The organism is Egicoccus sp. AB-alg2 (assembly GCF_041821065.1).
Classification (GTDB): Bacteria; Actinomycetota; Nitriliruptoria; order Nitriliruptorales; family Nitriliruptoraceae; genus Egicoccus.
The window spans coordinates 341,364-368,153 of record NZ_JBGUAX010000001.1 but is presented as its reverse complement, the minus strand read 5'-3'; the positions used below and the strand labels follow the sequence as shown (position 1 = coordinate 368,153).

Here is a 26,790-nt window from a genome sequence, read left to right as displayed (position 1 = left end):
GGGCGACCGGGCGTGCAGCGCGCGTGGGTACGCTCCGGTGGTCCCCGCCGCAAGGTGCAGCCGCATGTCCAGGCTCACGGTCCTCGACCTGCGTGGCGACCGGTCCGATCCCCGTGACCGGCTGCCCCGCCCCCGCACCGACCTCGCCGCCGCCCGCGAGGGCGTCGACGCGACCCTGCATGCGGTCCGGGACCACGGCGACACCGCGCTGCGCGAACTGACGGCCCGATTCGACCGGCAGCAGGTCGACGAGCTGGTCGTCCCCCGCGAGGTCCTGCAGGAATCCCTCGAGCGGCTCGACCCGCGCCTGCGTGCGGCGCTCGAGCGCTCCATCGCCCAGGTCCGCTGGTACCACGAGCGCTGCCGGCCGCAGGATTGGGAGGACCGCCTCGACGGCGTGCGCATGGGTGTCTGGCACCGCCCGGTGTCCCGGGCCGGCGTCTACGTGCCCGGCGGCAAGGCCGCCTACCCGTCGACCGTGATCATGACGGTCGTGCCGGCGCAGGTCGCCGGCGTGGACGAGATCGTGCTGTGCACCCCACCGACGGGCACCGGCTTCGACGACATCACCACCGGTGAGCGCGACGGCTGGCCCAACCGCACCGTCCTCGCCACGGCCGCGCTGCTCGGCGTCGACCGGGTCGTGCGGGTCGGGGGCGCTCAGGCGATCGCCGCCATGGCCCACGGCACCGAGTCGGTGCCGCACTGCGACATGGTGGTCGGTCCGGGCAACCTCTACGTGTCCCTCGCCAAGCAGCAGTTGGCCGCGCAGGGCCTCGTCGGCATCGACGGCTACGCCGGGCCGACCGAGGTGGCGATCATCGCCGACGACACGGCCGACCCGCGCCTCGTCGCCGCCGACCTCGTCGGACAGGCCGAGCACGACGAGTTGGTCGTCGCCCTGCTGATCACGACCGAACCCGGGCTGGTCGACCCGGTGGAGGCCGCGCTGGAGCGCGAGGTCCCGCGCGCCCGGCACGCCCAGCGCATCGAGACCGCCCTGCGCAACCAGGGGACCGTGGCCGTGGTGGACGACCTCGACCACGCCGTGGAGGTGGCGGAGGCGTTCGCCGCCGAGCACCTCGAGGTCCACACCGCCGACGCCGGTAAGGTCGCCGAGCGCGTGCGCTACGCCGGCACCACCTTCGTCGGTCCCTGGACGCCGGTGTCGGTCGGCGACTACGGCGCCGGCCCCAACCACACGCTGCCGACGTCGGGCACGGCCCGGTTCACGGGCGGGCTGTCCACCTCGTCGTTCCTGGTGCCGGTCAACTACGTGGAGTACACCGAGCAGCAGTTGCGCGACTTCGCCGACGCGGTCGACGCGCTTGCGCACAGCGAGGACCTGCCGGCCCACGCGCGGGCCGTCGACGTCCGCTTCGAGGCGCCGCTCGCGGACGGCGACGCCGGATGACGACCGGATCGCCGCAGCGCACGGCCGCCGACCGGCTGCCGGTGCGCCCCGAACTCGCGGACGTCGAGCCCTACGGCGCCCCGCAGCTCGACGTGCCGGTGCGTCTGAACACCAACGAGACGGCCGAGCCGCCGCCGGCGGCGTTCCTGCCGGCCCTCGCGCAGCGGATCCAGTCGCTGGAGCTCAACCGCTATCCGGACCGGCCCCACCGCGCGTTGCGCACGGCGCTCGGCACGCGCCACGGTGTATCCGCGGAGCAGGTCTGGGCCGCGAACGGCTCCAACGAGGTGCTGTTGCAGCTGCTGCAGGCCTACGGCGGGCCGGGGCGCCGCGCCGTGCACGTCCGGCCCGGCTACTCCATGTACCCCGAGCTGTGTCGCACCGCGCTGACGCCAGCGGTCGAGGTCGACCTCGACGACGACTTCCAGCTCACCGCCGAGGTGGCCGACGCCATCACGGCCGCGCACCCCGACCTCGTGCTGGTCCCCAGCCCGAACAACCCCGTCGGTACGCCGGTCGCGCGCGACGTCCTGCGCCGACTGCACGACACCACGCGTGCGCTGGTCGTCGTCGACGAGGCCTACGTGGAGTTCGGCCCGGCGGACGCCTCGGCGCTGCCGTCGCTGGCCGGGCTGCCGCGCCTGGTCGTGGTGCGCACCTTCTCGAAGGCCTTCCGGCTGGCGGGGCTGCGCCTCGGCTACCTCGTCGCACAGCCCTGGGTCGTGCAGGACGTGCAGAAGGTCCGGCTGCCCTACCACCTCGACGCCGTCAAGCAGGCGGCCGGGCTGGTGGCACTCGAGCACGAGGAGGTGTTCCTCGAGCACCGCCGACGGGTCGCCGACGAACGTGACCGCGTCGCCGCCGCGCTGCAGGCGCTGGACGGGGTCGAGGTGTGGCCGTCGGCCGCGAACTTCGTCCTGTTCCGCACCGCGGTGCCGGACCTGTTCTCGCGGCTGCTCGACCACGGCGTCCTGGTGCGCGACTTCTCGACGAAGCCGCGTCTGGCCGGTTGCCTGCGCGCCACCATCGGCACGCCGGTGGAGAACGACGCCTTCCTCGCCGCCCTGCACGCCAGCCTGGCCTGACGAAGTTCCTCGATCCGCCCCGACGTCCACCTGCCGCCGTCACCCGTTTCCCGAAGGAGCCCTCCCGTGAGCAGCCGTGTCGGTCGCGTCACCCGCGACACCAAGGAGACCAAGATCGAGGTCGAGGTCGATCTCGACGGCACCGGCACCGTCGAGGTGGACACGGGCGTGCCGTTCTTCGACCACATGCTCGACCAGCTCGGGCGTCACGGCCGGCTCGACCTCACCGTCCGGGCCCAGGGTGACCTGCAGATCGACGAGCACCACACCGTCGAGGACGTCGGCATCGCGCTCGGTCAGGCGCTCGCCGAGGCCTGGGGCGACCGGGCGGGCGTCGAACGGTTCGGTGACTCGCAGGTGCCGATCGACGAGGCGCTCACCCGGGTCGCGCTGGACCTGTCGGGCCGCCCGTTCCTGGTGTGGGACGTGACCCCGCCGGTGCCGTTCATCGGCACGATGGAGGCCCACCTGCTCAAGCACTTCTTCGAGGCGGTGGTGGCCAACGCCCGCATCACCCTGCACGTGCACAACGTGTCGGGCGAGAACACCCACCACGTCTACGAGTCGGTGTTCAAGGCGGTCGCCGTCGCGCTGCGCCGGGCGGTGGCGGTGACCAGCGCCGGCACCGTGCCATCCACGAAGGGCGTCCTCCAGTGACCGACGGCGCACTGCGCTCCAGGGTCGCCGGTGGCGCGGAGCGCAGCGAGCACGCACGGCGCCACAAGATCGCGGTGCTGGACTACGACGCCGGCAACGTGCGGTCGGCCAAGCACGGTTTCGAGGCGGCCGGGGCCGACCCGTTCATCACCTCGGACCCGGACGCAGCGGCCGAGGCCGACGGGCTGGTGGTGCCCGGCGTCGGCCACTTCGGCGCCTGCCTGGCCTCGCTGCGCCGGAGCGGCCTGCACGGCCTGCTGGAGGACTGGATCGCCGCGCAGAAGCCGGTCTTCGGCATCTGCGTCGGCATGCAACTGCTCTACGAGTCCTCGGACGAGGGCGACGAGCCCGGCCTCGGGCTGCTGGCCGGACGGGTCGAGCGGTTCCCGACCGGCGCGGTCGTGCCCCACATGGGCTGGGACGTGCTGCACGCTGCCGACGGCCACGACGACGACCCGTTGTTGCGCGGCGTGGCGGGGGAGCGGGTCTACTACGTCCACTCCTACTACGCCGTCCCGACCGACGAGACGCCGGTCGTGGGACGCACCGCGTACGGTGGCGTCGACTTCCCGAGTCTCGTGCGCCAGAGCAGCGTCGTCGGGACCCAGTTCCATCCGGAGAAGTCCGGCGAGATCGGCCGGCGCCTGCTGGCGAACTGGGTCGCCACACTGGCGGCCTGACCACCGGCCGCACCGGACCCGGCGACGGTACGACGCGGCCTCCGCCGCGTGCGACCGTTCCCTCACCGACCAGGAGCGTGAGAACACCGTGCTGACCCTGTATCCGGCCGTGGACATCAAGGACGGCCGTGCCGTTCGCCTCACCCAGGGGCGGGCCGACGAGGAGACCGTCTACGACGCCGACCCGGTCGCCGCGGCGCGCCGTTTCGCCGATGCCGGCACGGGCTGGCTGCACGTCGTGGATCTCGACGCCGCCTTCACCGGGGAGCCCCGCAACCGGCACCTCATCGAGGGCATCGTCGAGGCCACCGGCTGTCGCGTGCAGGCCTCCGGTGGTGTGCGCACCCTCGCGGACGTCGAGGCATCGCTCGGCTATGGCGCCGAGCGTGTCGTCATCGGCACGATGGCGCTGTCGCGGCCGGCGTTCGTCGCGGAGGTGCTCGACCGGGTCGGGCCGCGCATCGCGGTCGGGCTGGACGCGCGTGGCACCGTCCTGCAGGCCCGCGGCTGGACCGAGGAGGCCGGCGACCTGTTCGCCGCGCTGGAGCGGTTCACGGAGATGGGCGTGCCCCGGTTCGTCTACACCGACGTCGCCAGGGACGGGATGCTCCAGGGCCCGAACGTGGAGATGCTGACCCGCGTCGCGGACGCCACCGACGCCCACGTGACCGCCTCCGGCGGGGTCAGCACCCTCGACGACCTGCGCACGCTGGCGGGTTGCCACCCGCGCGTCGACGCGGCGATCGTGGGCAAGGCCCTCTACAGCGGCGCGTTCACCCTCGAGGAGGCGCTGGCGACGGTCGATGGCGAGGGCGCGGCATGACGGTGCCCGCCGCGCCGGTCGCCAGCACGCTGGCGGCGCGGGTCGTCCCGTGCCTCGACGTCACCGCGGGCCGGGTCGTGAAGGGCGTCAACTTCGTCGACCTGCGGGACGCGGGCGACCCGGTCGAACTCGCGCGACTGTACGACGCGGAAGGTGCCGACGAACTGGTCTTCCTCGACATCACCGCCTCCAGCGACGATCGCGACATCATGGTCGACGTCGTCGCGCGGGTGGCCGAGCAGATCTCCATCCCGTTCGCCGTCGGCGGTGGGATGCGCAGCGTCGCCGACGCCCGCCGGATGCTGCACGCCGGCGCGGACAAGATCGCCTTCAACACGGCCGCGGTCCAGCGCCCGGACCTGCTGGCCGAGTGCGCCGCGGCGGTCGGGTCACAGTCGGTCGTGGCCGCGGTGGACGCACGCCGCCGCGTCGCCGACGACCCGGACGCCGGCTGGGAGCTGTTCATCCACGGCGGCCGGACCCCGACGGGTGCCGATGCGGTGGCGTGGTGCCGGCAGGTCGCCGACCGCGGCGCCGGCGAGATCCTGCTGACCTCGATGGACCGGGACGGCACCAAGGCGGGCTTCGACCTCGAGTTGTTGCGGGCCGTCACGGACGTCGTCGACGTGCCGGTGATCGCCTCGGGCGGCGCGGGCACCGCGGACCACCTCGCCGAGGGGGTCCTCGAGGGCCACGCCTCTGCGGTGCTGGCCGCGTCGATCTTCCACTTCGGCGAGCTGCGCATCCGCGATGTCAAGGCCCACATGGCGCAGCGCGGCGTCACCATCCGGGAGGTGCCCGAGATGCCGGAGCCGGTCACGAGGTCGGCGAACTGACGCACGGTCGAACCGGTGGGCGCACCGGTGCGGCGTTGGATCGACCGTGCGGTCGAGGCCCGACGGTGCCCGTCGGCGTCGGCGCACACAGCGCACGCCCAGACACGGAAGGTGAGGTAGTCCCTTCGTACCGGGTCTAAGGTACTAGTACCACCGGGCCGGCCAGTCGGGTCCGTCCGGTAGATCTGGGAGGCTGTTCCTCGATGAACACACCGAAGGGAGGCCGGTCGCGGTTGCGCACCGCGGCCGTCGCACTCGCCGCCACCTCGTTGCTGGCGGGGCTCGCGCCGGCCGCCACGGCGCAGGACGAGCCGACGCGCCGCGGGCTCGCGCCGGGCATCTTCGACGCCGAGTCGGCCATGACGCCGAACGTGGCGCACCTGTCCACGACGCCGCGGACGGAGCAGGCGCCGGACCGCACCAACTCCGACATGGCGTTCACCGACGGTCACGTGATCGTCGGCAACTACGGCGGCTTCAACATCTACGACGTCGCCAACCCGGACAACCCGCGGCTCGTGACCACCGTCAGCTGCCCCGGTAACCAGCACGACGTCTCGGTCGAGGGCGACCTGCTGTTCGTGTCGGTGCAGACCTACAACACCAGCTTCGACGACTGCACCACCTCGGCGAACGCGACCAACGAGCCGTTCGCCGGCATCCGCGTGTTCGACATCAGCAACAAGGCCCGTCCGCAGCAGGTCGCGGCGGTGCAGACGTGCCGCGGCTCGCACACGCACACGCTCGTCCCGGACCCGGCGGGCGAGAGCGCGTTCATCTACGTGTCGGGGACCTCGTCGGTCCGGCGTGACGCACCCGGGCAGGCGCTCGGCTGTGCCACGGCCGCCTCGGGCGCCGAGCCGCTGGAGAACGACGCCCGCTGGCGTATCGACATCGTCGAGGTACCGCTCGAGCGCCCGCAGGACGCCGTGCTGCTCGACGACGGTCCGCGGCTGATGGCCGAGGGCGACCGGATCGACGGCCTCCAGCAGGCACCGCCGACGCCGCTGCACCCCTCGGGCCCGGAGCACCGTCGCGGGGGCATCTGGTCGCCTCGGCCCGTGTCGGACTCCTGCCACGACATCACCGTCTACCCGGAGATCGGCCTGGCCGCCGGTGCCTGCGAGGGCAACGGCCTGCTGATCGACGTCACGGACCCGCGCAACCCGGTCCGCGTCGCGGCGGCCGCCGACGGCAACTTCGCCTACTGGCACTCGGCGACGTTCAACAACGACGGCACCAAGGTCGTCTTCACCGACGAGTGGGGCGGCGGCGGTCAGGGCTACTGCACGGAGGCCGAGCGGCCCGAGTGGGGTGCCAACGGCATCTACGACATCCAGCGCGGTGACGACGGCTCGGTCGACCTGGTCTTCCGCAGCTACTACAAGATCCCGCCCGACCAGGAGTGGAACGAGATCTGTGTCGCCCACAACGGCAACCTGATCCCGGTGCCGGGTCGCGACATCATGGTGCAGGCCTGGTACCAGGGCGGCATGACGGTGTTCGACTTCACGGACTCCGCCAACCCGGTGGAGCTCGCATGGTTCGACCGCGGGCCCATCCAGACCGACCCGGAGGGTGCGCAGCAGCGCGGCGGCTTCTGGTCGACCTACTGGTACGACGGACTGATCTACGGCACGGACATCACGCGTGGGTTCGACGTGCTCGAGCTCTCGGGCAGCGACGAGCTGACCCAGAACGAGGTCGACGCGGCTCGGACGGTCCGCGAGGACCAGACCAACCCGCAGACGCAGGCGCGCTACGACCACCCGGCGACCTTCGTGCTGGTCCGGGCCTACCTCGACCAGCTCGTGCGTGGCGAGGGCATCGACCAGCGCACCCTGACGCAGGTCACCCGCTCGTTGGACCGGGCGGAGGACTTCGCGCAGGGCGGCAAGGCCAAGCAGGCGGTCACGCAGCTGCGCAACGCCGAGCGTGACCTCGGTGCGACCGACGCCGACGACGTCCGCGACGCCATCGCGGCCCTGATCGCCGAGCTGGGCTGACCCCTGGGGGAAGCGACACCGCCGGCCGAAGCCATCGGCCGGCGGTGTCGTCGTTCCCGCGTCACTCGCGGGGCACGAGTTCGTCGACGACGGCGAGCAGGTCGTCCGCCGACCGCGTGGGCACCTGGCTGCTGCCGCACGACGGGCACCGGGTGACCGGGACGTCGTAGGTGAGCGTGACGGCGGCGCGCCGCGCCGGGTCGGTCAGCGTCACCGGCCACACCGTGCGCCGGACCGGCATCGACAGGACGCTGCCGCAGGCGACGCAGACGTCACCACCCCGCAGGCGGCGGCGCCGTGCCACCGGCACCGCCGTCTCGACCTGCTGGCGAGCCCGCTCGTGGTCGATCACCGGCCCGGCGTCGTGTCCGTTGACACAGCGCCAGCGTGGTCGGGACTCGAGCACCGCGGCGACGGTCCCGTTGGTGGCCTCACCGCCCGGCGCGGGGTCGGGCGACATCCCGGCCCCGCACGTCGGACAGTCCACGCGTCAGCCGCCGAACTGCTCGCGCAGGTCCTGCTCGAGCTGCTGGTCGCAGACCTCGCGCGGGTTGTCCTCCAGGCACTGTTCGTAGCGCTGCTGGGCGTCGCCGAAGATGTCGCCGAACATCGTGAAACCGACGGCGACGACCACGATCGCGACGACGATGGACAGCGCGCCGGTGACGATGCCGGTGATCGCCATGCCCCGGCCCTTGGAACGGTTGCGCTTCACCCGACCGAGGCCGATGAAGCCGAGCACCAGGGCGATGATGCCGCCGAGGCCGCCGAGCACGAACCACGACGTCAGCAGCGACAAGATGCCGATGACCAGCGCGGCGATCGCCACGCCGTCCGTGGCGCCGGTCTGCTGCTGGTAGCCGTACTGGTTGCCCTGCTCCCAGGCCGGCTGCTGGCCGTACTGGCCCGGCTGCCCGTAGGCGCCCTGCTGGCCGTACTGGCCCTGCTCCCAGGCGGGCTGCTGGCCGTACTGCCCCGGCTCGCCGCCCTGCTGGGCGTAGCCGCCCTGCTGGCCCTGCTGGCCGTAGCCGCCCTGCTGGCCGTAGCCGCCCTGCTGGCCGTAGCCGCCCTGCTGGCCGGACCCGCCCTGCTGGCCGGACCCGCCCTGTTGCCAGGACGGCTGGCCCGCGGCGCCGGTGCCGCCCCCGGGCTGCTGCCACTGGCCCTGGTCGGGGCTCGCGGTGCCTTCCCACGCACCGCCGCCGGACAACCCACCCGCACCCTCGTCACCGCCGGTGCCGGCCGTGGCGTCGTCACCCGCGGGGGTGCTGCCACCGGTGTCCAGGCGCTGGGTCTGGTCGCCGCCGGGTGCGAGCGGCTCGCCGGCCGGCGGCGCGGGCGACTCGCCGGGAGCGAGGTGGTCGACCTTCGCCTCGCCGGCGTCGGCCACGTGTTCGGTCCAGTTGGTGCCGTCCCACCAGCGGTGGTCGTGCTTGCCCGTGGGATCGGGGTGCCAGGCGGCCGGGCTGCTCATGCGTGTGTCGTCCTCCGGCGGTGGTTCGCGTCTACCCGAGACGCTAGACGACCGGCGTCCTTCGCGAGGCCGACAGGGGTGCCCCGTTGCCCGGGGGTAGGCTCGACGGTCCCGCCCGAACCGGACGCCCGTCACGCCGACCACCGCGATCCCGCGCCGTGACGCCGATCCGACAAGGAACTGCCCATGCTGCCCGACGCCTCGGACGCGGACCTGCGCTTCGACGAGCAGGGACTTCTGCCCGCGGTCGTGCAGCAGCACGACACCGGTGAGGTCCTGATGGTGGCCTGGATGAACGCCGCGTCGCTGCAGCGCACCCGTGAGTTGGGCGAGACCGTCTTCTTCAGCCGCTCGCGCGGCGAGTTGTGGCACAAGGGCGCCACCTCCGGCAACACCCAGCGCGTCGTGGACCTGCGTGTCGACTGTGATGGTGACACGCTCCTCGTGCTGGTCGACCAGGGCGGCGACGGCGTCGCCTGCCACACCGGTGAACGCAGCTGCTTCCACCGCCGACTCCCGTCCGCCAGGAGCCAACCGCAGTGACCGTGCGACCCGCCCGTGCCGAGTTCGTCCGTCTCGCCGCCGAGTACGGGGTGGTGCCGGTCTGGCGCGAGGTGCTCTCCGACCTTCACACGCCGCTGTCGGTCCACGCCCGGCTCGCCGGGGACGGCCCCAGCTTCCTGCTGGAGTCGGCCGAGCACGGCGAGCGCTGGGGTCGGTACTCGTTCGTCGGCGTCGACCCGTTCCTGGTGCTGCACGGCCGTGACGGGGAGGTGCGCTGGCAGGGCACACCGCCGGCGGCCGTCCGTGAGGCGCGCGGGCCGCTGGACGCGCTGGCGCGGGTGACCGCCGCGCTGCGGGCCCCGTCGCTCCTCGACGTGCCGCTCCACGGGGGCGCCGTCGGCTACGTGGGCTACGACGCCGTGCGCGAGGTCGAGCGCATCCCCGACACCGGCCACGACGACCTGCACCTGCCCGACCTGGCCATGATGTTCCCGCGTCACGTGGTCGCGCTCGACCACCTGCGTCAGGTGCTCACCGTCGTGACCAACGTCGTGGTCGACGGCCTGACGGCGGACGAGCTCGAAGCCGCGTACGACACGGCCGCCAAGGCCACCGACGCGGTCGTCGCCCGGCTCTCCGAGGCCGCCACGCCACTGCCCGCGGCGACGCCACCGGCCGCCGACGTCAGGCCGGCGGACGCGCCCAGCAACCTCGAAGCGGGCGGCTACCAGCGGATGGTCGACGCGGTGAAGGACCACATCGCCGCCGGCGACACCTTCCAGACCGTCGTCAGCCAACGCTTCTCCGTGCCGACGAGCGCCTCCGCTTTCGACATCTACCGCGTGCTGCGGGTCATCAACCCCTCGCCGTACCTGTACCTGCTCGACCTCGGCCCGATCGGCGGCTCCGATGGGACCGCACCGACCCAGATCGTCGGCTCCTCGCCCGAGGCGCTGGTACAGGTCCAGGGCCGCCACGTGGAGACCTGGCCCATCGCCGGCACCCGGCCGCGGGGGGCGACGCCGACCGAGGACCGCCAGCACGAGCAGGAGCTGCTGGCCGACGCCAAGGAACGCGCCGAGCACGTCATGCTCGTCGACCTGGCCCGCAACGACCTGGGGCGGGTCTGTGACGTCGGCAGCGTCCGGGTCGACGACCTGATGCACATCGAGCGCTACAGCCACGTCATGCACCTGGTCAGCTCGGTGACCGGCACGCTGAAGGACGGCTTCGGTCCCGTCGACGTGCTGCGGGCGGTGTTCCCGGCCGGCACGGTCAGCGGCGCGCCGAAGGTCCGCGCGATGGAGATCATCGACGAACTCGAGCCCACCCGCCGCGGTCCGTACGCCGGGGCGGTCGGCTACGTCGACTTCGCCGGCAACCTCGACACCTGCATCACGATCCGCACGGTCGTCCTGCAGGACGGCCGCGCCCACGTCCAGGCGGGCGCCGGGATCGTGGCCGACTCCCGACCAGACGCCGAGGAACGCGAGACGCGCAGCAAGGCGGGCGCCGTCCTGGCGGCCGTGCACGCCGCCGAGCAGTTGACCGTGGACGCCGCCACCGCGGCCGCGACGCCGGAGGCCTGACATGGCGACCTACCTCGACGCACTGCTGACCGGAGCCCGCCGCCGCGTGGACGAGGCGCGCTCGCGCGAGCCGCTGGAGGCGCTGCGCGAGCGGGCCGTCGACGCCCCACGCGGGCCGTCGTTCCACGATGCCCTGGCCGGCCCGGGCGTGTCCCTGATCGCGGAGATCAAGCGGGCCTCGCCGTCCAAGGGGGCGCTCGCCCCCGACCTGAACGCGCCGACGCAGGCCGCGGCCTACGTCGCGGGCGGCGCGGCGGCGGTGTCGGTGCTGACCGAACCGGACCGGTTCGACGGCAGCCTGCTCGACCTCGCCGACGTCGCCGCGCTGGGCGTGCCGGCCTTGCGCAAGGACTTCCTCGTCGACGCCTACCAGGTGTGGGAGGCGCGGGCGGCCGGTGCCGCCGCGGTCCTGCTGATCGTCGCCGCGCTGGACGAGCCCACCCTCGCGCTGCTGCACGAGGAGGCGCTGGTGGCCGGGCTCGACGTGCTGGTGGAGGTCCACGACGCGGCCGAGGCCGCCGCGGCGTCACGCATCGACGCCCGCATCGTCGGTGTCAACGCCCGTGACCTGCGCACCTTCGAACTCGACCGCGATGGCTTCGCCCGCCTGCGCGGGCACCTCGACGACGGCGTGCTGGCCGTCGCGGAATCCGGGGTGCGGGACCCCGACGACGTCCGCCGCGCCGCCGCCGAGGGTGCCGACGCCGTCCTCGTCGGCGAGTCACTCGTCCGCGCCGACGACCCCGAGGCCGCCGCCGCCGCGCTCGTGGCGGCCGGCCGTCAGCCGACGACCACGCCGGCGTCCGGCAGCACCGACGCCGTCGGATCGGAGCCACGATGACCGCGTCCGACCTCTCCACCGCCGCCACGACCGAAGCTGTGCGCGAGGGCTACTTCGGCGCGTTCGGGGGCCAGTACGTCCCCGAGTCGCTGTCCGACGCGCTCGCGCAGCTCGTCGACGCCTGGCACGACGCGCAGGCCGACCCCGCCTTCGGCGAACAGCTCGATGCACTGCGCCGAGACTACGGCGGCCGCCCCACGCCCCTGTACCACGCCGCGCGGCTGTCCGAGGCGGCCGGCCTCGACGTGTGGCTCAAGCGCGAGGACCTCGCGCACACCGGCTCGCACAAGCTCAACAACGTCGTCGGGCAGGCGCTGCTGGCCACCCGCATGGGCAAGCCCCGCGTCATCGCGGAGACCGGCGCCGGCCAGCACGGCGTGGCCACGGCGACGGCCGCCGCCCTGTTCGGCCTGAGGTGCACCGTCTACATGGGTGCCGAGGACTGCCGGCGCCAACGCCTGAACGTCGTGCGCATGCAGCTGCTGGGCGCCGAGGTCGTGCCCGTCGAATCCGGCACCCGCACCCTCAAGGACGCCATCAACGAGGCGATGCGCGACTGGGTGACCAACGTCGACGACACGCACTACCTGATCGGCTCGGCGATGGGGCCGCACCCGTTCCCGACCATGGTGCGCGAGCTGCAGAAGGTCATCTCCGTGGAGGCCAAGGAACAGTTCGCGCAGCAGGCCGGTGGCGTGCCGGACGCCGTGCTGGCCTGTGTCGGCGGTGGCTCCAACGCGATCGGGTCGTTCGCGGAGTGGATCGAGGTGCCGGAGGTCCGCCTGATCGGGGTGGAGGCCGCCGGTGAGGGCGTCGGCTCCGGCCGCTCCGCCGCCACCATCAGCGAGGGCCGCGAAGCCGTCCTGCACGGGTCGCGCTCCATCGTGCTCGTCGACGACGACGGCCAGGTCCGGCCCGCCCACTCGGTGTCGGCCGGGCTGGACTACCCGGGCGTCGGCCCCGAGCACGCATGGCTCGCCTCGACCGGCCGTGCGACCTACGTGGCGGCGACCGACGAGGACGCGCTCGAGGGCTTCCGCCGCACCTGCGAACTGGAGGGCATCATCCCCGCGCTCGAGCCGGCGCACGCGGTCGGGTGGCTGCTGCGCCACGGGCGTGAAGCGCTCGGCGACGGCGCGCGGGTGATCCTGACCATGTCCGGCCGCGGCGACAAGGACGTGGACGAGGTCGTCGAGGTGGCCGGCTGGGACCTCGGGGTGGCCAAGGCGTTCGGCACCTCCGGCGGCGACCGTGCGCCCGCTGGCCAAGGCGGCAGCGAAGCCGCAACGGAGGTGACGCCGTGAGCACCGTGACCGTCGCCGGCGCCCAACGCATCCAGGCCGCGTTCGACCGCGCCCGCGAGCAGGAGCGCGCGGCGCTGATCGTCTACCTGACGTCGTGCTTCCCCGACCCGGACACGTCCCGGGCGTGCTTCGAGGCGGCCGTCGAGGCCGGCGCGGACGTCCTGGAGGTCGGCATCCCGTTCAGCGACCCGATGATGGACGGGCCGATCATCCAGGCCGCCAACCAGCACGTGCTGGACGCCGGCACCCGTGTCGCCGACCACCTCGCCCTCATCCGCGGGCTGGAGCACCTCGACGTCCCGAAGCTGGCGATGACCTACGTGACCATCGCCGACACGCGCGGGTACGCGAACTTCGCCGACGAGTGCGCGGCCGCGGGGCTGTCGGGCGTGATCCTGCCGGACCTGCCCGTGCCCGAGGCCGACGCCTGGCGCGGCGAGGCGCAGCGGGCGGGGCTCGCGACCGTGTTCCTCGCCTCGTCGGTGTCGACCGACGAGCGCCTGGACGCCATCGGCGCGGCCTCGCAGGGCTGGGTGTACGCCACCGGCCTGCTCGGGGTCACCGGCGTGAAGGGCGTGTCGCAGGACGTCACCCGGCACCTCGTCGAGCGCCTCCGGCCGCGCACGTCGGTGCCGGTCGCGGTCGGCATCGGCGTGAAGGACCGGGCCTCGGCCGCCGAGGTGGCCGCCTACGCCGACGGGGTGATCGTCGGCTCGTCGGTCGTGAAGGCCGTGGCCGACGGCGACCCGGCCGGTGCGCCCGAGCGGGTGGCGGCGCTGGTCCGCGAACTGCGGGCCGGCGTGGAACGCGGCTGAACCCGGCCACCGTCCCCGGACACGACGACGCCCCGCGGTCGGACCGCAGGGCGTCGCTTCGTGGCGGGGCGGGTCAGCCGATGAAGCCGTTCTCCGTGAGCCAGTCGCGGGCCACGTCGATCGGCCGCTCGTTCTCGGACGAGACACGGGCGTTGAGTTCGGCCATGGTCTCGTCGTCGAGCGCCTCGGTGACCGGGGCGTACAGGTCGGCCAGCGTCTGGCCGTACTGCTCGTAGACGTCCTCGACGAACACCGGTGAGACGTTGTACAGCGGGAAGAACGCCTGGTCGTCCTCGAGCACGACGAGGTCGAGGGTGGCGATGCGCCCGTCGGTGGTGAAGATCTCGCCGAACGTGCAGGGGTCGCGGTCGGCGGTGGCGCCGTAGATCACGCCGGTGTCGAGCACGCTGACGTTGGACGGATCGAACTCGTAGCCGTAGTGCGCCTCCATGCCCGGAAGGCCGTCGCTGCGGGCCTCGAACTCCGACTCCACGCACAGGGTGGCGTCGTCGGGGTTGGACTCGATGAAGTCGCCGAGCTCGCTCAGGGTGTCGACGCCGAACTCGTCGTGCGCCTCACGTGACATCGCGAGCCCGTAGGTGTTGTTGAACGGGGACGGGTCCAGCCAGTACAGGCCCTCGCCGACCTCGAGGTCGCGAACGGCCTCGTACTGCTCGACGCGGTCCGGGATCGGCTCGGTCTCGCCGTAGAACTCGATCCAGGCCGTGCCGGTGTACTCCCAGTAATGGTCGATCTGACCGCCGGTCAGCGCCTCGCGGGCGGCGAAGGTGCTGCCGAGGTCGATCTCGTCGACGACGGAGGCGCCGGCGTCCTCGAGCAGCAGCTTCGAGATCTCGCCGAGGATCAACTGCTCGTCGAAGTCCTTGGACCCGACGGTGATGGTGGCGCCGTCCAGGCTCTCGGTGCCGGGTTCGACGCCCTCGGCGGCGGCGTCGGCGCCGTCGGTGTCGGCGCCGCCGGTGTCGGTCGCCTCGCCGCTGGCGGCGTCGTCACCGCCGCCGTCGTCGAAGTCGTCGGCGCCGCAGGCGGTCAGGAGCAGGGCCAGGCCGGCAGCGCCGGCGGTGATGCGTGGCAGGTGTCGCACGGATTTCCTTCGTCTCGGTGACATCGTGACGTGGTGGGGGAGCGGTCGGCGGAGGCGGGACGGGTCGTGGGGGCCTCAGAGCCCGCGGGGGGTGAGGCGTTCCTCGACCAGCCCGGCGAGCCAGTCGACGAACAGGGCCAGCACGGACACGAGGACCGCGCCGGTGACCAGCAGCGGCAGGCGCTGCAGCCCGAAGCCCTGGAAGATGGTCCGGCCGAGCCCGCCGCCGCCGAACAGGAACGCGAGCGTGGCGGTGCCGACGTTGAGCACCAGGGCGGTGCGCACGCCGGCGAGGATGACCGGTACGGCCAGCGGCAGCTCGAGGCGGCGCAGCACCAGCCACGACGACATGCCCATGCCGCGCCCGGCTTCCAGCACGGACGCGTCGACCTGTTCGAGGCCGACCATGGTGTTGCGCAGGATGGGCAGGAACGAGTAGCCGACGAGGGCCGCGACGACCGGCACGGTGCCGGTGCTGGGCAGCAGCGGGGTCTGGCGGGCGATGAAGAAGATCAGCGCCAGCAGACCGAGCGACGGGATCGCCTGCCCGGCGTTGCCGAGCCCGATGATGGCCGGCGCCAGGCGGCGGGTGCCGGGCCGGGTGGCGATGATGCCCAGCGGGATCGCCAGCGCCAGCACGATCAGCGTCGAGTAGACGGTCAGCCGCACGTGCTGCGTCGTCTGGCCCACCAGCACCGCGCGCCGCAGCTGGCGCGCCTCGATGGCGTCGAGCTCCAGGCCCTGTACCCACACGTACAGGGCGAGCAGCACCAGCGCGAGCAACACCGGCATGCCGAGGTAGTGCAGGGCGGTGCCGAGCCGGCTGCGGCCGGGCGCGTCGTCGGACCCGACGGCGGTCGTGGGACCGGGCGCCGCGATGTCGGGTGGGGCGGGGGCGCTCATGACGGCGTCACCGTCGTGGCCGGATCGATCAGCTTGGCGGCCCGGTAGTAGTCGACGTTGGCGTCACGCAGCGTCTGCATCGAGGTGATCAGCGCGTCGACGTCGAGGATGCCCTGGAAGGTGCCGCGCCCGTCGACCACGATGGCGACGCCCGCGGAGCCGAGCAGCATCTCCTCGAGCGCGTCGGACAGGGTGGCCTGTGGCTCGACCGTGGCGCGGGCCGGAAGGCCGAGTTCGCGGACCGGCCGCTCGTGGCGGAAGTCGGGGGCCCGCAGCCAGCGCACCGGGCGCCGCTGTTCGTCGAGCAGCAGCAGTGCGGTCCAGTCCGAGGCGTCGAGCCGCCGGCGCAGCGTGGCGGCCTCCTCGTCGACCGTGCCGGTGGGGCAGTCGGTCAGCCACTCGACGTCGCGCACGCGGGACAGCTTGAGCCGCTTGAGGGTGGCGCCGGCGCCGACGAAGTCCTCGACGAAGTCGTCGGCCGGGGCGGTGAGGATCTCCTCCGGGGTGGCGAACTGGGCGATGTGCGACTGCTCGCGCAGGATGGCGATCCGGTCGCCCATCTTGATCGCCTCGTCGATGTCGTGGGTGACGAAGACGATGGTCTTGCGCAGGTCGGCCTGCAGGCGCAGGAACTCGTTCTGCAGCCGGTTGCGCGTGATGGGGTCGATGGCACCGAACGGCTCGTCCATGAGTAGCACGGGCGGGTCGGCGGCCAGGGCGCGGGCGACGCCGACGCGCTGGCGCTGGCCGCCGGACAGCTCCTTCGGGTAGCGGTCCCGGTACTGGGCGGGGTCGAGGCCGACCACCTCGAGCAGCTCGTCGACACGGTCGCGGACGCGGTCCTTGTCCCAGCCGAGCAGGCGGGGCACCGTCGCGACGTTGTCGGCGATGGTCTGGTGCGGGAACAGGCCGATCTGCTGGATGACGTAGCCGATGCGCCGCCGCAGTTCGTTCGCGTCGCTTCGGGTCACGTCCTCGCCGTCGAGCAGGATCCGTCCCGAGGTCGGCTCGATGATCCGGTTGATCATCTTGAGGCTGGTCGTCTTGCCGCACCCGGAGGGGCCGACGAAGACGACGATCTCACCGCGCGGGACGTCGAGGGTGAGCCGGTCGACCGCCGGCGTGTCCGAACCGGGGTAGCGCTTGGTCAGCTCGTCGAGCTGGATCATGGCGTCAGTCACGGAGTCCTCGCGAGATCGTCAGGCGGCCGAGACCCAGGTAGAACAGGTCGAAGAGCAGGGCGAGCAGCACGATGGCGAGCGTCCCGCCGAGCAGGGATTCCAGGGCGCCGGCGCTGCCGATGCGGCGGATGCCCCGGTAGATCTCCTGGCCGAGGCCGGAGCCGCCGACCAGGGCAGCGATGGCGGCGATGCCGGTGATCATCAGCGTCGACACGCGGATGCCGGCGAGGATGACGGGCCAGGCCGTCGGCAGCTCGATGCGCACCAGGCGTTTCGTCCCACTCATCCCCATGCCGCGCGCGGCCTCCACGATCGCCGGGTCGACCCCGCCCAGGCCGGCGACGGTGTTGCGCACGATCGGCAGCAAGGCGTACAGGGTCAGGGCCACCATGACCGCGCCGTCGCCGATGCCCATGACGGGCAGGAACAGGGCGAACAGCGCGAGCGACGGGATGGTGAGGAACGTCGACACGGTCGTGAGGATGGGAGCGCGCAGTCGCGGCACGCGGTGTGCCGCGATGCCGAGGCCCAGGCTGACGACGAGCGCCAGCAGCAGCGGCACCACGACCAGCACGACGTGCTCCAGGGTCTGCTGGATCAGCACGTCGCGGGTGGAGGGGTCCGCGAGGTAGTCGAGGAAGGCCACGGTCCGGTCTCGTCGCAGGGGCGGGTGGACGACGTGCGTGCGCACCAGGCGTGACCGTGGGTTCCGGCTGCCCTACCGGGGAAGACACCGGCCGTCCCGAGCCGGTGAAGACCGCGAACTGAGGCACGTTCGCACATCGGGTGAACAGCGAGACCTTAGGAGGCCAGTGGTCGCTCGTACGTGACGAAGATCCTGTCCGTTGGGGAAGAGCCGCCGGAACTCTCAGCCCGCCTTCAGCTGCGCGCGCCAGTGTCCGGGGCGCGCGCGGGACGCCGGGGGGATCGTCGTCCACAGCGCGACGCATCCGGGATCAGGCAGCCGTGGGCTCGGATGGCAACCTGTGCGTCGCCGTGGGGGCGGTGACGAAACGGGACACCCCCATGCCGAAGCGACGCTGGACCGACGCCCAACTTCGCGACGCCCTCGCAACGTCCGCGACGTGGAGCGACGTCTGTCGTGCCCTCGGTCTCACGCACCGCGGTGGCACGACGGCGATGCTCCGGCGGCGATGCGCAGAGCTGGGGCTCGAGTACGCCCACCTCGAGGCTTCGCCCGGCCGGCGGCGCTGGACCGACGCACAGCTCGACGAGGCGGTCACCGCGTCGACCAACCTGCGTCAGGTCTTCACGGCGCTCGAGCTGACGGTGGGCGGCAGCTCCTGGCTGGCGATGCAGGACCACATCCGAAGACTCGCGTTGGACACCTCACACTGGGACCGGCCCGTGCCGGCGCAGCGCGCGCTTCGTCCCTCCTTCCAGTGGAGCGACGAACAGGTACTGGCCGCCGCACGGGGCGCGCGCTCGGTGGCGCAGGTCATGGGACGGCTCGGACTCGACCCGAAACGCAAACGGGGGCGTGCTGCGGTCGAGCGTCGCCTCCGTGACGTCGGTGTCGATCCCGACGGGTTCCGCGGGCAGGCCTGGGCACGCGGTGAGGTGGTCGCGAGCTCCCGCGGCCGGCCGCTGGCAGAGCTCCTCGTCGTCGGCGCGCCGGCGCTGAACACGACGTGGCTGAAGCAGCGCCTGGTCCGGGAAGGCCTGCTCGCATGGCGCTGTGCCCGTTGCGGGCTGGAGCGCTGGCTGGGGCGTCCGATCGCGCTGCAGCTCGACCACGTGAACGGGGACCGCTGCGACAACCGGTTGGAGAACCTGCGGCTGCTGTGCCCCAACTGTCACTCGCAGACCGGCACGTTCGCCGGTCGCAACGTGGGCAACGGGTACAGTCCGCCTCGCAGTTGAAGCTCCGCGCCCCCGTGCTGGAACCGGCATACAGGACGGTCTCAAACACCGTTGCCCGCAAGGGCTTGTGGGTTCGAATCCCACCGGGGGTACCGCTGACGATCGACCGGTTCGCACGGTGGGCTGTTTGGCCGGTTTCGCGTCGACGACTACCGTTTGGTGGCCCAGCGGCCGGCTCGGGCGCGCGTGCGTGCACGCGTGACCGGGTGGCCACCCTGGCCGTCGCGCCGCCGGGCACGCCGACACCGGTGACACGACGACGGGAGCCACCACGGGCACGGAGCGCGAGACCAACCGGGTGCGTGAGCGCCTCGCCCGGATCCAGGACGACCTCAAGCGGGTCCGTGCGACCGAGCGCGTCCTGGCCGAGCAGGTTGCCTACCTTTCCGAGGTCGCCGCCGACGCCGAGACCCGGAAGCTGGTGGCGCAGACGCCGCTCGCCGATCGCGAGTGGCGCGAAGCCCGCACGGACCTGGACCGACACGCAGGACTGCTCGACGAAGCCCGAACCGAGGTGCAGGCGCTGATCGACCAGCGCGACGCCCTCCTCGACCGCCTCTTCGAGCTGGAGGCCGCCCGGCCTGGAAGGGATCACACGTGAGCGAGACGACGCCGGGCCAGCAGCCCACGGACACCGAGCGCCGCCCCACCCGCGTGCTGATCGCGGAGGACGAGGCCCTGATCCGCCTCGACCTCAAGGAGATGCTCCAGGAGGAGGGCTTCGAGGTCGTCGCCGAGGTCGCCGACGGCGCCTCCGCGGTGCGTCTGACGCGAGAGCTCGAGCCGGACCTGGTGATCCTCGACGTGAAGATGCCGGTCATGGACGGCATCCAGGCCGCCGAGGAGATCGCCAAGGAACGTCTGGCGGCCATCCTGATCCTGACCGCCTTCAGCCAGCGGGACCTGGTGGAGAAGGCCCGCCGGGCCGGCGCGATGGCCTACCTCGTCAAGCCCTTCCAGAAGCACGACCTGCTGCCGGCGGTGGAGATCGCGGCCGGCCGCTTCCGCGAGATGTCCGGGCTCGAGCGCGAGGTCGACGACCTGCAGGGCCGCCTCGAGGCCCGCAAGCTCGTCGAGCGCGCCAAGGGCCTGCTCCAGGAGCACGAGCGCATGTCCGAGGCCGAGGCGTTCCGGTTCGTGCAGCGTCAGGCCATGGAGCGCCGGGTCACGATGCGCCAGGTCGCGGAACAGGTCATCGAGCGCTACGAGGCGTGACCGTCGCCCTCGACCCGCCCGCCAGCGGGCGCACATCGCGCGCGTCCCGCGTGCCGTGGCGCGTCGCGTGGCGTAGGTTGCACGGTCTCCGACCGCGGTCGTAGCCGGGGACGCGACCACGGCGGAGCGTGTCCGGCGATCCGCCGCGGCACCCCCACCCTGGAGCCTGAAGGGGAACGAATGCGCTTCACCACCCGCCGGGCCGCTGCGGCCGTCGCGGCGCTGACCCTCGTCCTGACCGCCTGTGGCGATGACGGCGGCACGACCGACGACACCGGCGCCGAGCCCACCAACGGTGGCGCCGATGCCGACGGCGAGGCGGCCGCTGACCTGGAACTGATCAACGAGGGCACGCTGAGCGTGTGCTCGGACATTCCCTACCCGCCGTTCGAGTTCGAAGACGCCGACGCCCCCAGCGGCTACAGCGGCTTCGACATCGACCTCATGCAGGAGACCGCCGACCGCCTCGGTCTGGAGCTCGAGGTCCTCGAGGTGGGCTTCGACGGTCTGCAGTCGGGCGCGACCCTGGCCGCCGGCCAGTGCGACATCGCCGCCTCGGCGATGACCATCACCGAGGAACGGCAGCAGAACCTCAACTTCTCCGAGCCGTACTACGACTCGCTGCAGAGCCTGATCGTGCTCGCCGACAGCGACGTCCAGTCGCTCGAGGACGTCGCCGGCCAGGCGCTGGGCGTGCAGCAGGGCACGACCGGGGCCGAGTACGCGCAGGAGAACGCGCCCGAGGGCACCGAGATCGTCGAGTTCGGTTCCGGACCCGACCTGTTCACCGCGATGCAGGCCGGCCAGATCGTCGCCGGGCTGCAGGACCTGCCGGTGAACGTCGAGCAGGTCAACAACGACCCGTCGTTCGAGATCGTCGAGGAGTACGACACCGGCGAGCAGTACGGCTTCGCCGCCGCGCAGGGCAACGACTCGCTGATCGAGGCGGTCAACGAGCAGCTCGCCGCGATGCGCGACGACGGCACCTACGACGAGATCTACGACCGGTACTTCGCGGTCGAGGAATAATCTGGTCGGGAGCCGCACCGGATCCGAACGGGGGGCCCATGCACGGGCCCCCCGTTCGAACTGAGGGAGGAGCGCGCCGGTGACCCGCCGCCAACGCCAACGTGCTTTCCGCGGCACGCTCTACGCCGTCTTCGTCCTCGCGATCGCCGGTCTGCTCTTGGTTGCGGACTGGGGGCGCATCGCCAGCCAGTTCTTCGATCCCGAGATCTCGCGGGCGATGTTCCCGGGCATCGTCACCATCGCCGCGAAGAACACGGTCGTCTATACGGCCGTCGCCTTCTTCTTCGGCCTCCTCGGCGGCCTCCTGCTCGCGCTGATGCGGCTGTCGCCGATCGCGCCCTACCGCTGGGTCGCGACCTTCTACATCGAGGTCTTCCGCGCGCTGCCGGCCCTGCTGACGATCTTCCTGTTCGCGTTCGGCATCCCGATCGCCTTCGGTTGGCGCGCTCCCGGCGGTGTGACCGGGGCCGGTGTCATCGGTCTGGTGGTCGTGGCCGCCGCGTACATGGCCGAGACGATCCGTGCCGGCATCGAGGCCGTCCCCCGCGGCCAGGTCGAAGCCGCGCGTTCGCTGGGCATGTCTCCGGGCTGGGCGATGATCTCCGTCGTGTTGCCCCAGGCCTTCCGCATCGTCATCCCACCGCTGACCAACGAACTCGTGCTCCTCATCAAGGACACGTCGCTGCTGGCGTTCGCCGGGGCCACCGTGGCCAGCCGGGAACTGCTCGGCTACGCGCGCGTGGAGTTGTTCAACTACGGCAACTCGTCGCCGCTGATCGTCGCGGGCGCCATCTACGCGGCCATCACCATCCCACTGACCCAGCTCGTGCGGGTGCTCGAGCGGCGAAACCGCCGTTCGCGCTGACGCCTCCCGCATCATTCCGGGGCGGACGGGCACGGATGCGGCCGCGGCCGAGGCACGGATGCGGCCGCGGCGGGCGCGGCCCGAGGGAGAGGTCGGACGGCGCCCGCCGTGGCGCGCAGACCACCGGTGGGGACAGCGGGAGAGGGCTGGCCCGGCACCTCGACGTGGTCGGTGTCACTGGCGGATGACGGGGCCAACGATGCCACCGGCGTGTTCCCATCCGGTTACGGCGAGGTTGGTGCGTCGTGACGCTTTGGACGGTCCACCGGACCGGTCCTTTCCCTGTGCCGGAAGGGCGGACGTCCCGGCTGATCGCCCGTCCCGCGGGCCCGCTGCCGAATGAAGCCGGGCGCGGATCGTCGGGCGAGTAGGCTTCGGCGAGCAGCCGAGCCCCTGGGAGCAGCCAGCGCGATGGCGACTTCACCCGCGTCCACGGCGACGCACGCGATCGAGGTCCGCGACCTCCACAAGAGCTTCGGCGAGCTGGAGGTCCTGTCGGGCATCGACTTCACCGTCGGGCACGGCGAGGTCGTCTGCGTCATCGGGCCGTCCGGTTCGGGCAAGTCGACCCTGCTGCGCTGCGTGAACCGCCTGGAGGAGCCGACGTCCGGCCACATCTTCATCGAGGGCGAGGACATCACCGACCCCGACGCGGACGTCGACGCCCTGCGCAGCCGCATCGGCATGGTGTTCCAGTCCTTCAACCTCTTCCCGCACCTGTCCGTGCTGCGAAACCTCACGCTCGCCCAGCGCCGAGTTCGCAAGCGTTCGCGTGGCGAAGCCACCGAGACCGCCCGCCGCAACCTCGAGCGCGTCGGCCTCATCGACAAGATCGACGCCTACCCGGCGCACCTGTCCGGCGGCCAGCAGCAGCGCGTGGCCATCGCCCGCGCGCTGTCGATGGAGCCGGACATGATGCTCTTCGACGAGCCGACCTCCGCCCTGGACCCCGAGCTGGTCGGCGAGGTGCTGGAGGTCATGCGCCGCCTCGCGCAGGAGGGGATGACCATGATGGTCGTCACCCATGAGATGGGCTTCGCCCGCGAGGTCGCCGACCGGGTCGTCTTCATGGACGGCGGCATCGTCGTCGAGGAAGGCCCGCCCTCGCAGATCCTCGTCGACCCGCAGCACGAGCGCACCCGCCGCTTCCTGCAGATGGTGCTCTGACTCTCCTGCCGCCGGTTCACTGCTGCCCGGGGTCGGGGCACGCGCGGATGGTGGTCCGGAACCGTCACCGGCGGCCAGCGCCCGAACTTCGGCCGGAACCTGCACCGACGGCCAGCGCCCGAACCGCGGCTCGAACGCCCAGTGGGGCTGCTCCCGCCACGTGGCCGCCGCCGTCCGTGCATCGGCGTCAGGCGCCGGGATGTTGGTGTCCGCGGACGATGGCACGGAGCGCCTGTTCCCAGGTGACGTCGGCAGCCGTGTCGTCACCGAGTGCGCCGAGCAGCTCCAGGCTCGCCAGCCCGTGCACCACCCCCCACAGCTGCAGGGTCAAGGGCAGCGGGTCGTCACCCGGCAGGGCGCCGGCGGCCTGTGCCCGCGCGACGGCCGACGACAGGCGGCCGAGCGTGCCGGCGGCGAGGGCCTCGTCCTCCTCGCTGGGCGGTGCGGCGACCGGGTCGCGTCCGAACATGACGAGGTAGAGCGCCGGCCGGGCCCGGGCGCTGCGCCGATAGGCGAGCCCGAGCTCGAACAGTTCCCGCAGCGGGTCGTCGCCGACCGGGACACGTGCCAACTCCAGGGCGAGGCCGGCGAAGGCCTCGCGGTACACCGCGGCGAGCAGCCCCTCCTTGGAGCCGAACAGGGCGTAGATCGCCGAGGTCGTCGCGCCGACCTCCCGGGCGAGCGCCCGCATCGTGACGGCCTCGGCGCCGCCCTCGGCCAGGCGCCGTGCCGCCGCCTCCAACAGCGCGGCACGGGTGTCCTCGTCGTACACGGCGGGACGCGCCATCCCTTCCTCCCTTGACGTCGGCGGGAAGTTCCGTAACAGTGTTGCATAACGTCGTTACGAAAGCGAGGTGGTCGCCGTGGAACCCACCCTCGTCCTGTCGGAAGCCGCCGCCCGGACCGCCGGGATCGTGCTGCTCAGCGTCGTCACCATCGAGGCGGGCGGCGCCTACCTGCTGCGCGTCGTGCGGGGCGCGGTACCGGTCACGCCGTTCCAGACCGCCTTCGCGCGGGCCGGCCACGCCCACGCCGGGGTGCTGGTGACGCTCGGGCTGGTGTGCCTGCTCCTGGCCGAGGCAAGTGGCCTGACGGGCCTCGTCGGCTGGCTCGCGCGCACGGGCGTGCTGGTCGCCGCGATCCTGATGTCGGGCGGGTTTTTCTTCTCGTCGGCGCACAAGGGCGCCACCGCGCCAAACCGCTGGATCGCCCTGGTGTGGGCGGGCGCGACGTTCCTCGCCGCCGGGGTCGTGAGTCTGGGGGTCGGCCTGCTCACCGTCTGAGCTCAGGCCGGCGGCGGCTCCGGTCGCCACTCACCCAACCGGGCGATGCGCTCCTTGCGGACTTGGCGGCGGATCTGCGCCTGCGCCTCCCGGCGTCGCTCGTCGTCCGTCTCGGTCAGCAGCGGGGGGATCTCCATCGGCTTGCCGTCGTCGTCGATCGCGACGAACACCAGGTAGGCGGAGGTCGTGTGACGCCGCTCGCCGCCGCGCCAGTCCTCGGCCTCGACGCGCACGCCGACCTCCATCGAGGTGCGCCCGACGGCGTTCACGCTCGCCTCGACGATCAGCAGGTCGCCGACGTGCACGGGCGCCTTGAACGACAGCTCGTCGATCCCGGCCGTCACGGCGGCGTGGCCGGCATGGCGCGCGGCGGCGATGCCGGCGGCGTTGTCCACCTCGCGCATGACGACGCCGCCGTGGACGTTGCCGAGGTTGTTGGCGTCCATGACGGACATGACGCGGGCGAGGCGGACCCGGCTGGCGGACACGGGGCGAGGGGCGAGCGACATCGACGACTCCGACGAGCGGGGAGGTCGAGGTCTACTTGATCCGGCGCTCGTGGTCCCAGTCGGGGTTGTACGGCACGTAGGGGACCTGCTGCCCGCCTTGCCCACCGTGCGTGCCACTGCCCGGGCGCCAGGTGACGGGCTCGCTGCCCGTGGCCCGCTGCCCGAACACGACGTCACCGAAGGCGTGGAAGCTGCGCCGCAGGAACACCGCGGCGACGCCGGCCAGCACCACGGCCACGACGAGACCCAGCCAGGCCGTGAACGAGGCGGGCGGCAACGTCCGGGTCAGCAGCCACCCGGCCGCGGCGGCGCTCGGCACCCCGACCCCCACCGAGCGAAGCAGTCGCGCCATCATCCGACGCCCTTTCGACGTGCGAAGCATAAGTCCCCGCCATCCACCCGGCCGGGGGTTCTCCGCCTGCGCGCGTTCGCGGCGGTACCGGAGCGCGCCGCCGGTGACCAGTCCCGCTTCTGCACCGGTCCGTCCCCGGCCACGGGGAGCGAGGAATCGGCGTTGGTGCGTTCGCGGCGGTATCGCAGCGCCGCCGCCGGTGACCGTCCCGCTTCTGCACCGGTCCGCTTCCCCGGCCACGGGGAGCGAGGAACCGGCGGCAGAAGAATCAGAACAGCGCGCGTGCGAGGCGGGGGCGCGCGGCGCGGACGCGTTCGTCGTCGTCGCCGAGCACACCGAACAGCGCGACCAGCTGCTCGCGGGCGGCATCGCGGTCGTCGCCGCCGAGCTCGACGGCCGCCAGCAGCCGGTCGATCGCCTCCTCGTACTCGCCGCGGGCGGCCAGGGCCCGGCCGAGCGACACGAGGGTGGCGCCGTCGGCGTCGCCCCGGTCGACCGCGGCCTGCAGGGCGGTCAGGTCTCCGGTGTCGTCGGCGAGGTCGAGGCGGGTGAGCACGGCCTCGGCGGCGGGGTCGGGACGGTGGGGCGCGACGAGTTCGCGGGCCGTGTCCGGCTCGCGGTCCACCAGCAGTTCGGCCAGCCCGACGGCGGCCTCGCGGTGGCCGGGCTCGAGGGCCAGCGCCTCGCGCAGCTTTTCCTCGGCCTGCGCGGGCGGCAGGGCCCGGGCCGTCTTCACCAGCACGTCGGCCTCGCCGGGTACCAGCCCGTCGAGGAAACGCTCGATCTCGGTCGCCGGGACAGCGCCGGTGAAGGACGCGGCCGGCTTGCCGTCGCGGAAGCCGAGGACCTGGGGGATGCCCTGGACGCGGAACGCCTGGGCGAGGCCGGGGTTCGCGTCGACGTCGACCTTGGCCAGCACGACGCGACCGCCGCGGGCCTGGACGGCCTGCTCGAGCATCGGCCCGAGCGTGCGGCAGGGGCCGCACCAGGCGGCCCAGAAGTCGACGACCACCGGCACGGCGTGGGAGCGCTCGAGGACCTGCGCTTCGAAGTTGGCCTGGTCGACCTCGTAGACCAGGGGGAGGTCGCCGGCGTCGGGGCGGGGCGAGGAGAACGAGAAGCTCACGGGGACACCTCGTCGGCAGTCGGCGGGGGAGCGGGCGCTGGCAGTCCACAGGGTAGGACCAGGACGGTACGGGACAGGCGCGATCAGTAGGCTCGGCCGTCGACGCCCCGACCGGGCGCCCCACCGTCAACGAGGTCATCCAA

At 72.6% G+C, this 26,790-nt stretch carries 28 protein-coding genes, 1 tRNA gene and 1 pseudogene; 20 read left to right on the top strand and 10 right to left on the bottom strand.

The annotated features are described in order from the left end of the window. Positions 1–64 precede the first annotated feature (64 nt). The 7 genes from hisD (at position 65) to ACERM0_RS01725 (ending at position 7,501) form a co-directional block, all read left to right on the top strand. Positions 65–1,414: a histidinol dehydrogenase gene (gene hisD, locus ACERM0_RS01755; RefSeq protein ID WP_373676770.1), complete on the top strand. Its 1,350-nt coding sequence runs from the start codon at positions 65–67 to the stop codon at positions 1,412–1,414. Next, the gene (gene hisC / locus ACERM0_RS01750; protein WP_373676769.1) at positions 1,411–2,499 is read left to right on the top strand and encodes a histidinol-phosphate transaminase; all 1,089 of its coding nucleotides are present in this window, start codon (positions 1,411–1,413) and stop codon (positions 2,497–2,499) included. The genes hisD and hisC overlap by 4 nt, the downstream gene beginning before the upstream one ends. A gap of 66 nt (positions 2,500–2,565) precedes the next feature. Beyond that, positions 2,566–3,156, top strand: coding sequence for an imidazoleglycerol-phosphate dehydratase HisB (gene hisB, locus ACERM0_RS01745; protein ID WP_373676768.1), 591 nt, complete (start codon positions 2,566–2,568; stop codon positions 3,154–3,156). Continuing rightward, entirely contained in the window at positions 3,153–3,836 is a 684-nt protein-coding gene (gene hisH / locus ACERM0_RS01740; RefSeq protein ID WP_373676767.1) for an imidazole glycerol phosphate synthase subunit HisH, read from the top strand. Before hisB ends, hisH begins: the two co-directional genes overlap by 4 nt. Positions 3,837–3,924: 88 nt before the next feature. Next, positions 3,925–4,659, top strand: coding sequence for a 1-(5-phosphoribosyl)-5-[(5-phosphoribosylamino)methylideneamino]imidazole-4-carboxamide isomerase (gene hisA, locus ACERM0_RS01735; RefSeq protein ID WP_373676765.1), 735 nt, complete (start codon positions 3,925–3,927; stop codon positions 4,657–4,659). Further along, positions 4,656–5,495, top strand: a complete 840-nt coding sequence (gene hisF, locus ACERM0_RS01730; RefSeq protein ID WP_373676764.1) for an imidazole glycerol phosphate synthase subunit HisF — start codon at positions 4,656–4,658, stop codon at positions 5,493–5,495. The genes hisA and hisF overlap by 4 nt, the downstream gene beginning before the upstream one ends. A gap of 203 nt (positions 5,496–5,698) precedes the next feature. Continuing rightward, on the top strand, positions 5,699–7,501 hold the full coding sequence (locus ACERM0_RS01725) for an LVIVD repeat-containing protein (protein WP_373676763.1): 1,803 nt from the start codon (positions 5,699–5,701) through the stop codon (positions 7,499–7,501). Positions 7,502–7,562: 61 nt separating this feature from the next. Here the strand turns inward: ACERM0_RS01725 and ACERM0_RS01720 are convergent, their stop codons facing one another. Together ACERM0_RS01720 and ACERM0_RS01715 are read right to left on the bottom strand one after the other, a co-directional pair. Further along, entirely contained in the window at positions 7,563–7,961 is a 399-nt protein-coding gene (locus ACERM0_RS01720; RefSeq protein ID WP_373676762.1) for a hypothetical protein, read from the bottom strand. A gap of 30 nt (positions 7,962–7,991) precedes the next feature. Further along, positions 7,992–8,975: a DUF4190 domain-containing protein gene (locus ACERM0_RS01715; protein ID WP_373676761.1), complete on the bottom strand. Its 984-nt coding sequence runs from the start codon at positions 8,973–8,975 to the stop codon at positions 7,992–7,994. 186 nt (positions 8,976–9,161) lie between these two features. Here ACERM0_RS01715 and hisI point away from each other — a divergent pair. From hisI to trpA, 5 genes and pseudogenes are all read left to right on the top strand, one after another. Beyond that, positions 9,162–9,512: pseudogene (gene hisI, locus ACERM0_RS01710) on the top strand (phosphoribosyl-AMP cyclohydrolase); the annotation flags it as partial. 2 nt (positions 9,513–9,514) lie between these two features. Beyond that, positions 9,515–11,068, top strand: a complete 1,554-nt coding sequence (gene trpE, locus ACERM0_RS01705; RefSeq protein ID WP_373676760.1) for an anthranilate synthase component I — start codon at positions 9,515–9,517, stop codon at positions 11,066–11,068. 1 nt (position 11,069) lies between these two features. Then, a complete protein-coding gene (locus ACERM0_RS01700) occupies positions 11,070–11,909 on the top strand; it encodes an indole-3-glycerol phosphate synthase TrpC (protein ID WP_373676759.1) in 840 nt (279 codons plus the stop codon). Then, complete coding sequence (trpB, locus tag ACERM0_RS01695; protein WP_373676758.1) at positions 11,906–13,213, top strand: tryptophan synthase subunit beta; 1,308 nt, start codon at positions 11,906–11,908, stop codon at positions 13,211–13,213. Before ACERM0_RS01700 ends, trpB begins: the two co-directional genes overlap by 4 nt. Then, positions 13,210–14,028 carry a tryptophan synthase subunit alpha gene (gene trpA / locus ACERM0_RS01690; protein WP_373676757.1) on the top strand — a complete coding sequence of 273 codons (819 nt, stop codon included), beginning with the start codon at positions 13,210–13,212 and terminating at the stop codon, positions 14,026–14,028. Before trpB ends, trpA begins: the two co-directional genes overlap by 4 nt. 73 nt (positions 14,029–14,101) lie before the next feature. Here the strand turns inward: trpA and ACERM0_RS01685 are convergent, their stop codons facing one another. The 4 genes from ACERM0_RS01685 to ACERM0_RS01670 form a co-directional block, all read right to left on the bottom strand. Then, on the bottom strand, positions 14,102–15,133 hold the full coding sequence (locus tag ACERM0_RS01685; protein WP_373676756.1) for a glycine betaine ABC transporter substrate-binding protein: 1,032 nt from the start codon (positions 15,131–15,133) through the stop codon (positions 14,102–14,104). Between the two features lie 75 nt (positions 15,134–15,208). Beyond that, the gene (locus ACERM0_RS01680) at positions 15,209–16,036 is read right to left on the bottom strand and encodes an ABC transporter permease (RefSeq protein ID WP_373676755.1); all 828 of its coding nucleotides are present in this window, start codon (positions 16,034–16,036) and stop codon (positions 15,209–15,211) included. Next, the gene (locus ACERM0_RS01675) at positions 16,033–17,217 is read right to left on the bottom strand and encodes an ABC transporter ATP-binding protein (protein WP_373676754.1); all 1,185 of its coding nucleotides are present in this window, start codon (positions 17,215–17,217) and stop codon (positions 16,033–16,035) included. The genes ACERM0_RS01680 and ACERM0_RS01675 overlap by 4 nt, the downstream gene beginning before the upstream one ends. Then, the gene (locus ACERM0_RS01670; protein WP_373676952.1) at positions 17,210–17,863 is read right to left on the bottom strand and encodes an ABC transporter permease; all 654 of its coding nucleotides are present in this window, start codon (positions 17,861–17,863) and stop codon (positions 17,210–17,212) included. The genes ACERM0_RS01675 and ACERM0_RS01670 overlap by 8 nt, the downstream gene beginning before the upstream one ends. Positions 17,864–18,243: 380 nt before the next feature. Between ACERM0_RS01670 and ACERM0_RS01665 the strand changes: the two genes are divergently transcribed. From ACERM0_RS01665 to ACERM0_RS01635, 7 genes are all read left to right on the top strand, one after another. Then, a complete protein-coding gene (locus ACERM0_RS01665; protein WP_373676753.1) occupies positions 18,244–19,101 on the top strand; it encodes an HNH endonuclease in 858 nt (285 codons plus the stop codon). An 8-nt stretch (positions 19,102–19,109) separates the two neighbouring features. Continuing rightward, positions 19,110–19,193: transfer RNA gene (locus ACERM0_RS01660), tRNA-Leu, on the top strand. Positions 19,194–19,399: 206 nt separating this feature from the next. Continuing rightward, positions 19,400–19,702 carry a hypothetical protein gene (locus ACERM0_RS01655; protein WP_373676752.1) on the top strand — a complete coding sequence of 101 codons (303 nt, stop codon included), beginning with the start codon at positions 19,400–19,402 and terminating at the stop codon, positions 19,700–19,702. After that, entirely contained in the window at positions 19,699–20,316 is a 618-nt protein-coding gene (locus ACERM0_RS01650; protein WP_373676751.1) for an ANTAR domain-containing response regulator, read from the top strand. Before ACERM0_RS01655 ends, ACERM0_RS01650 begins: the two co-directional genes overlap by 4 nt. Positions 20,317–20,496: 180 nt before the next feature. Beyond that, positions 20,497–21,345 carry a basic amino acid ABC transporter substrate-binding protein gene (locus ACERM0_RS01645; RefSeq protein ID WP_373676750.1) on the top strand — a complete coding sequence of 283 codons (849 nt, stop codon included), beginning with the start codon at positions 20,497–20,499 and terminating at the stop codon, positions 21,343–21,345. A gap of 79 nt (positions 21,346–21,424) precedes the next feature. Further along, positions 21,425–22,210: an amino acid ABC transporter permease gene (locus tag ACERM0_RS01640; RefSeq protein ID WP_373676749.1), complete on the top strand. Its 786-nt coding sequence runs from the start codon at positions 21,425–21,427 to the stop codon at positions 22,208–22,210. 411 nt (positions 22,211–22,621) lie between these two features. Further along, a complete protein-coding gene (locus tag ACERM0_RS01635) occupies positions 22,622–23,377 on the top strand; it encodes an amino acid ABC transporter ATP-binding protein (RefSeq protein WP_373676748.1) in 756 nt (251 codons plus the stop codon). Positions 23,378–23,564: 187 nt separating this feature from the next. Here the strand turns inward: ACERM0_RS01635 and ACERM0_RS01630 are convergent, their stop codons facing one another. Further along, positions 23,565–24,164 (bottom strand): TetR/AcrR family transcriptional regulator, encoded by a 600-nt coding sequence (locus tag ACERM0_RS01630; RefSeq protein ID WP_373676747.1) that lies wholly within the window; start codon positions 24,162–24,164, stop codon positions 23,565–23,567. 76 nt (positions 24,165–24,240) lie between these two features. Here ACERM0_RS01630 and ACERM0_RS01625 point away from each other — a divergent pair, with 76 nt between their 5' ends. Then, positions 24,241–24,660: a hypothetical protein gene (locus tag ACERM0_RS01625; protein WP_373676746.1), complete on the top strand. Its 420-nt coding sequence runs from the start codon at positions 24,241–24,243 to the stop codon at positions 24,658–24,660. Between the two features lie 2 nt (positions 24,661–24,662). Here the strand turns inward: ACERM0_RS01625 and ACERM0_RS01620 are convergent, their stop codons facing one another. The 3 genes from ACERM0_RS01620 to ACERM0_RS01610 all read right to left on the bottom strand — a co-directional run bounded on the left by ACERM0_RS01620 (position 24,663) and on the right by ACERM0_RS01610 (position 26,647). Then, positions 24,663–25,169, bottom strand: a complete 507-nt coding sequence (locus tag ACERM0_RS01620) for an acyl-CoA thioesterase (RefSeq protein ID WP_373676745.1) — start codon at positions 25,167–25,169, stop codon at positions 24,663–24,665. Positions 25,170–25,200: 31 nt separating this feature from the next. After that, on the bottom strand, positions 25,201–25,524 hold the full coding sequence (locus ACERM0_RS01615; protein WP_373676744.1) for a hypothetical protein: 324 nt from the start codon (positions 25,522–25,524) through the stop codon (positions 25,201–25,203). Positions 25,525–25,789: 265 nt separating this feature from the next. After that, entirely contained in the window at positions 25,790–26,647 is an 858-nt protein-coding gene (locus ACERM0_RS01610) for a tetratricopeptide repeat protein (RefSeq protein WP_373676743.1), read from the bottom strand. Positions 26,648–26,790 lie beyond the last annotated feature (143 nt).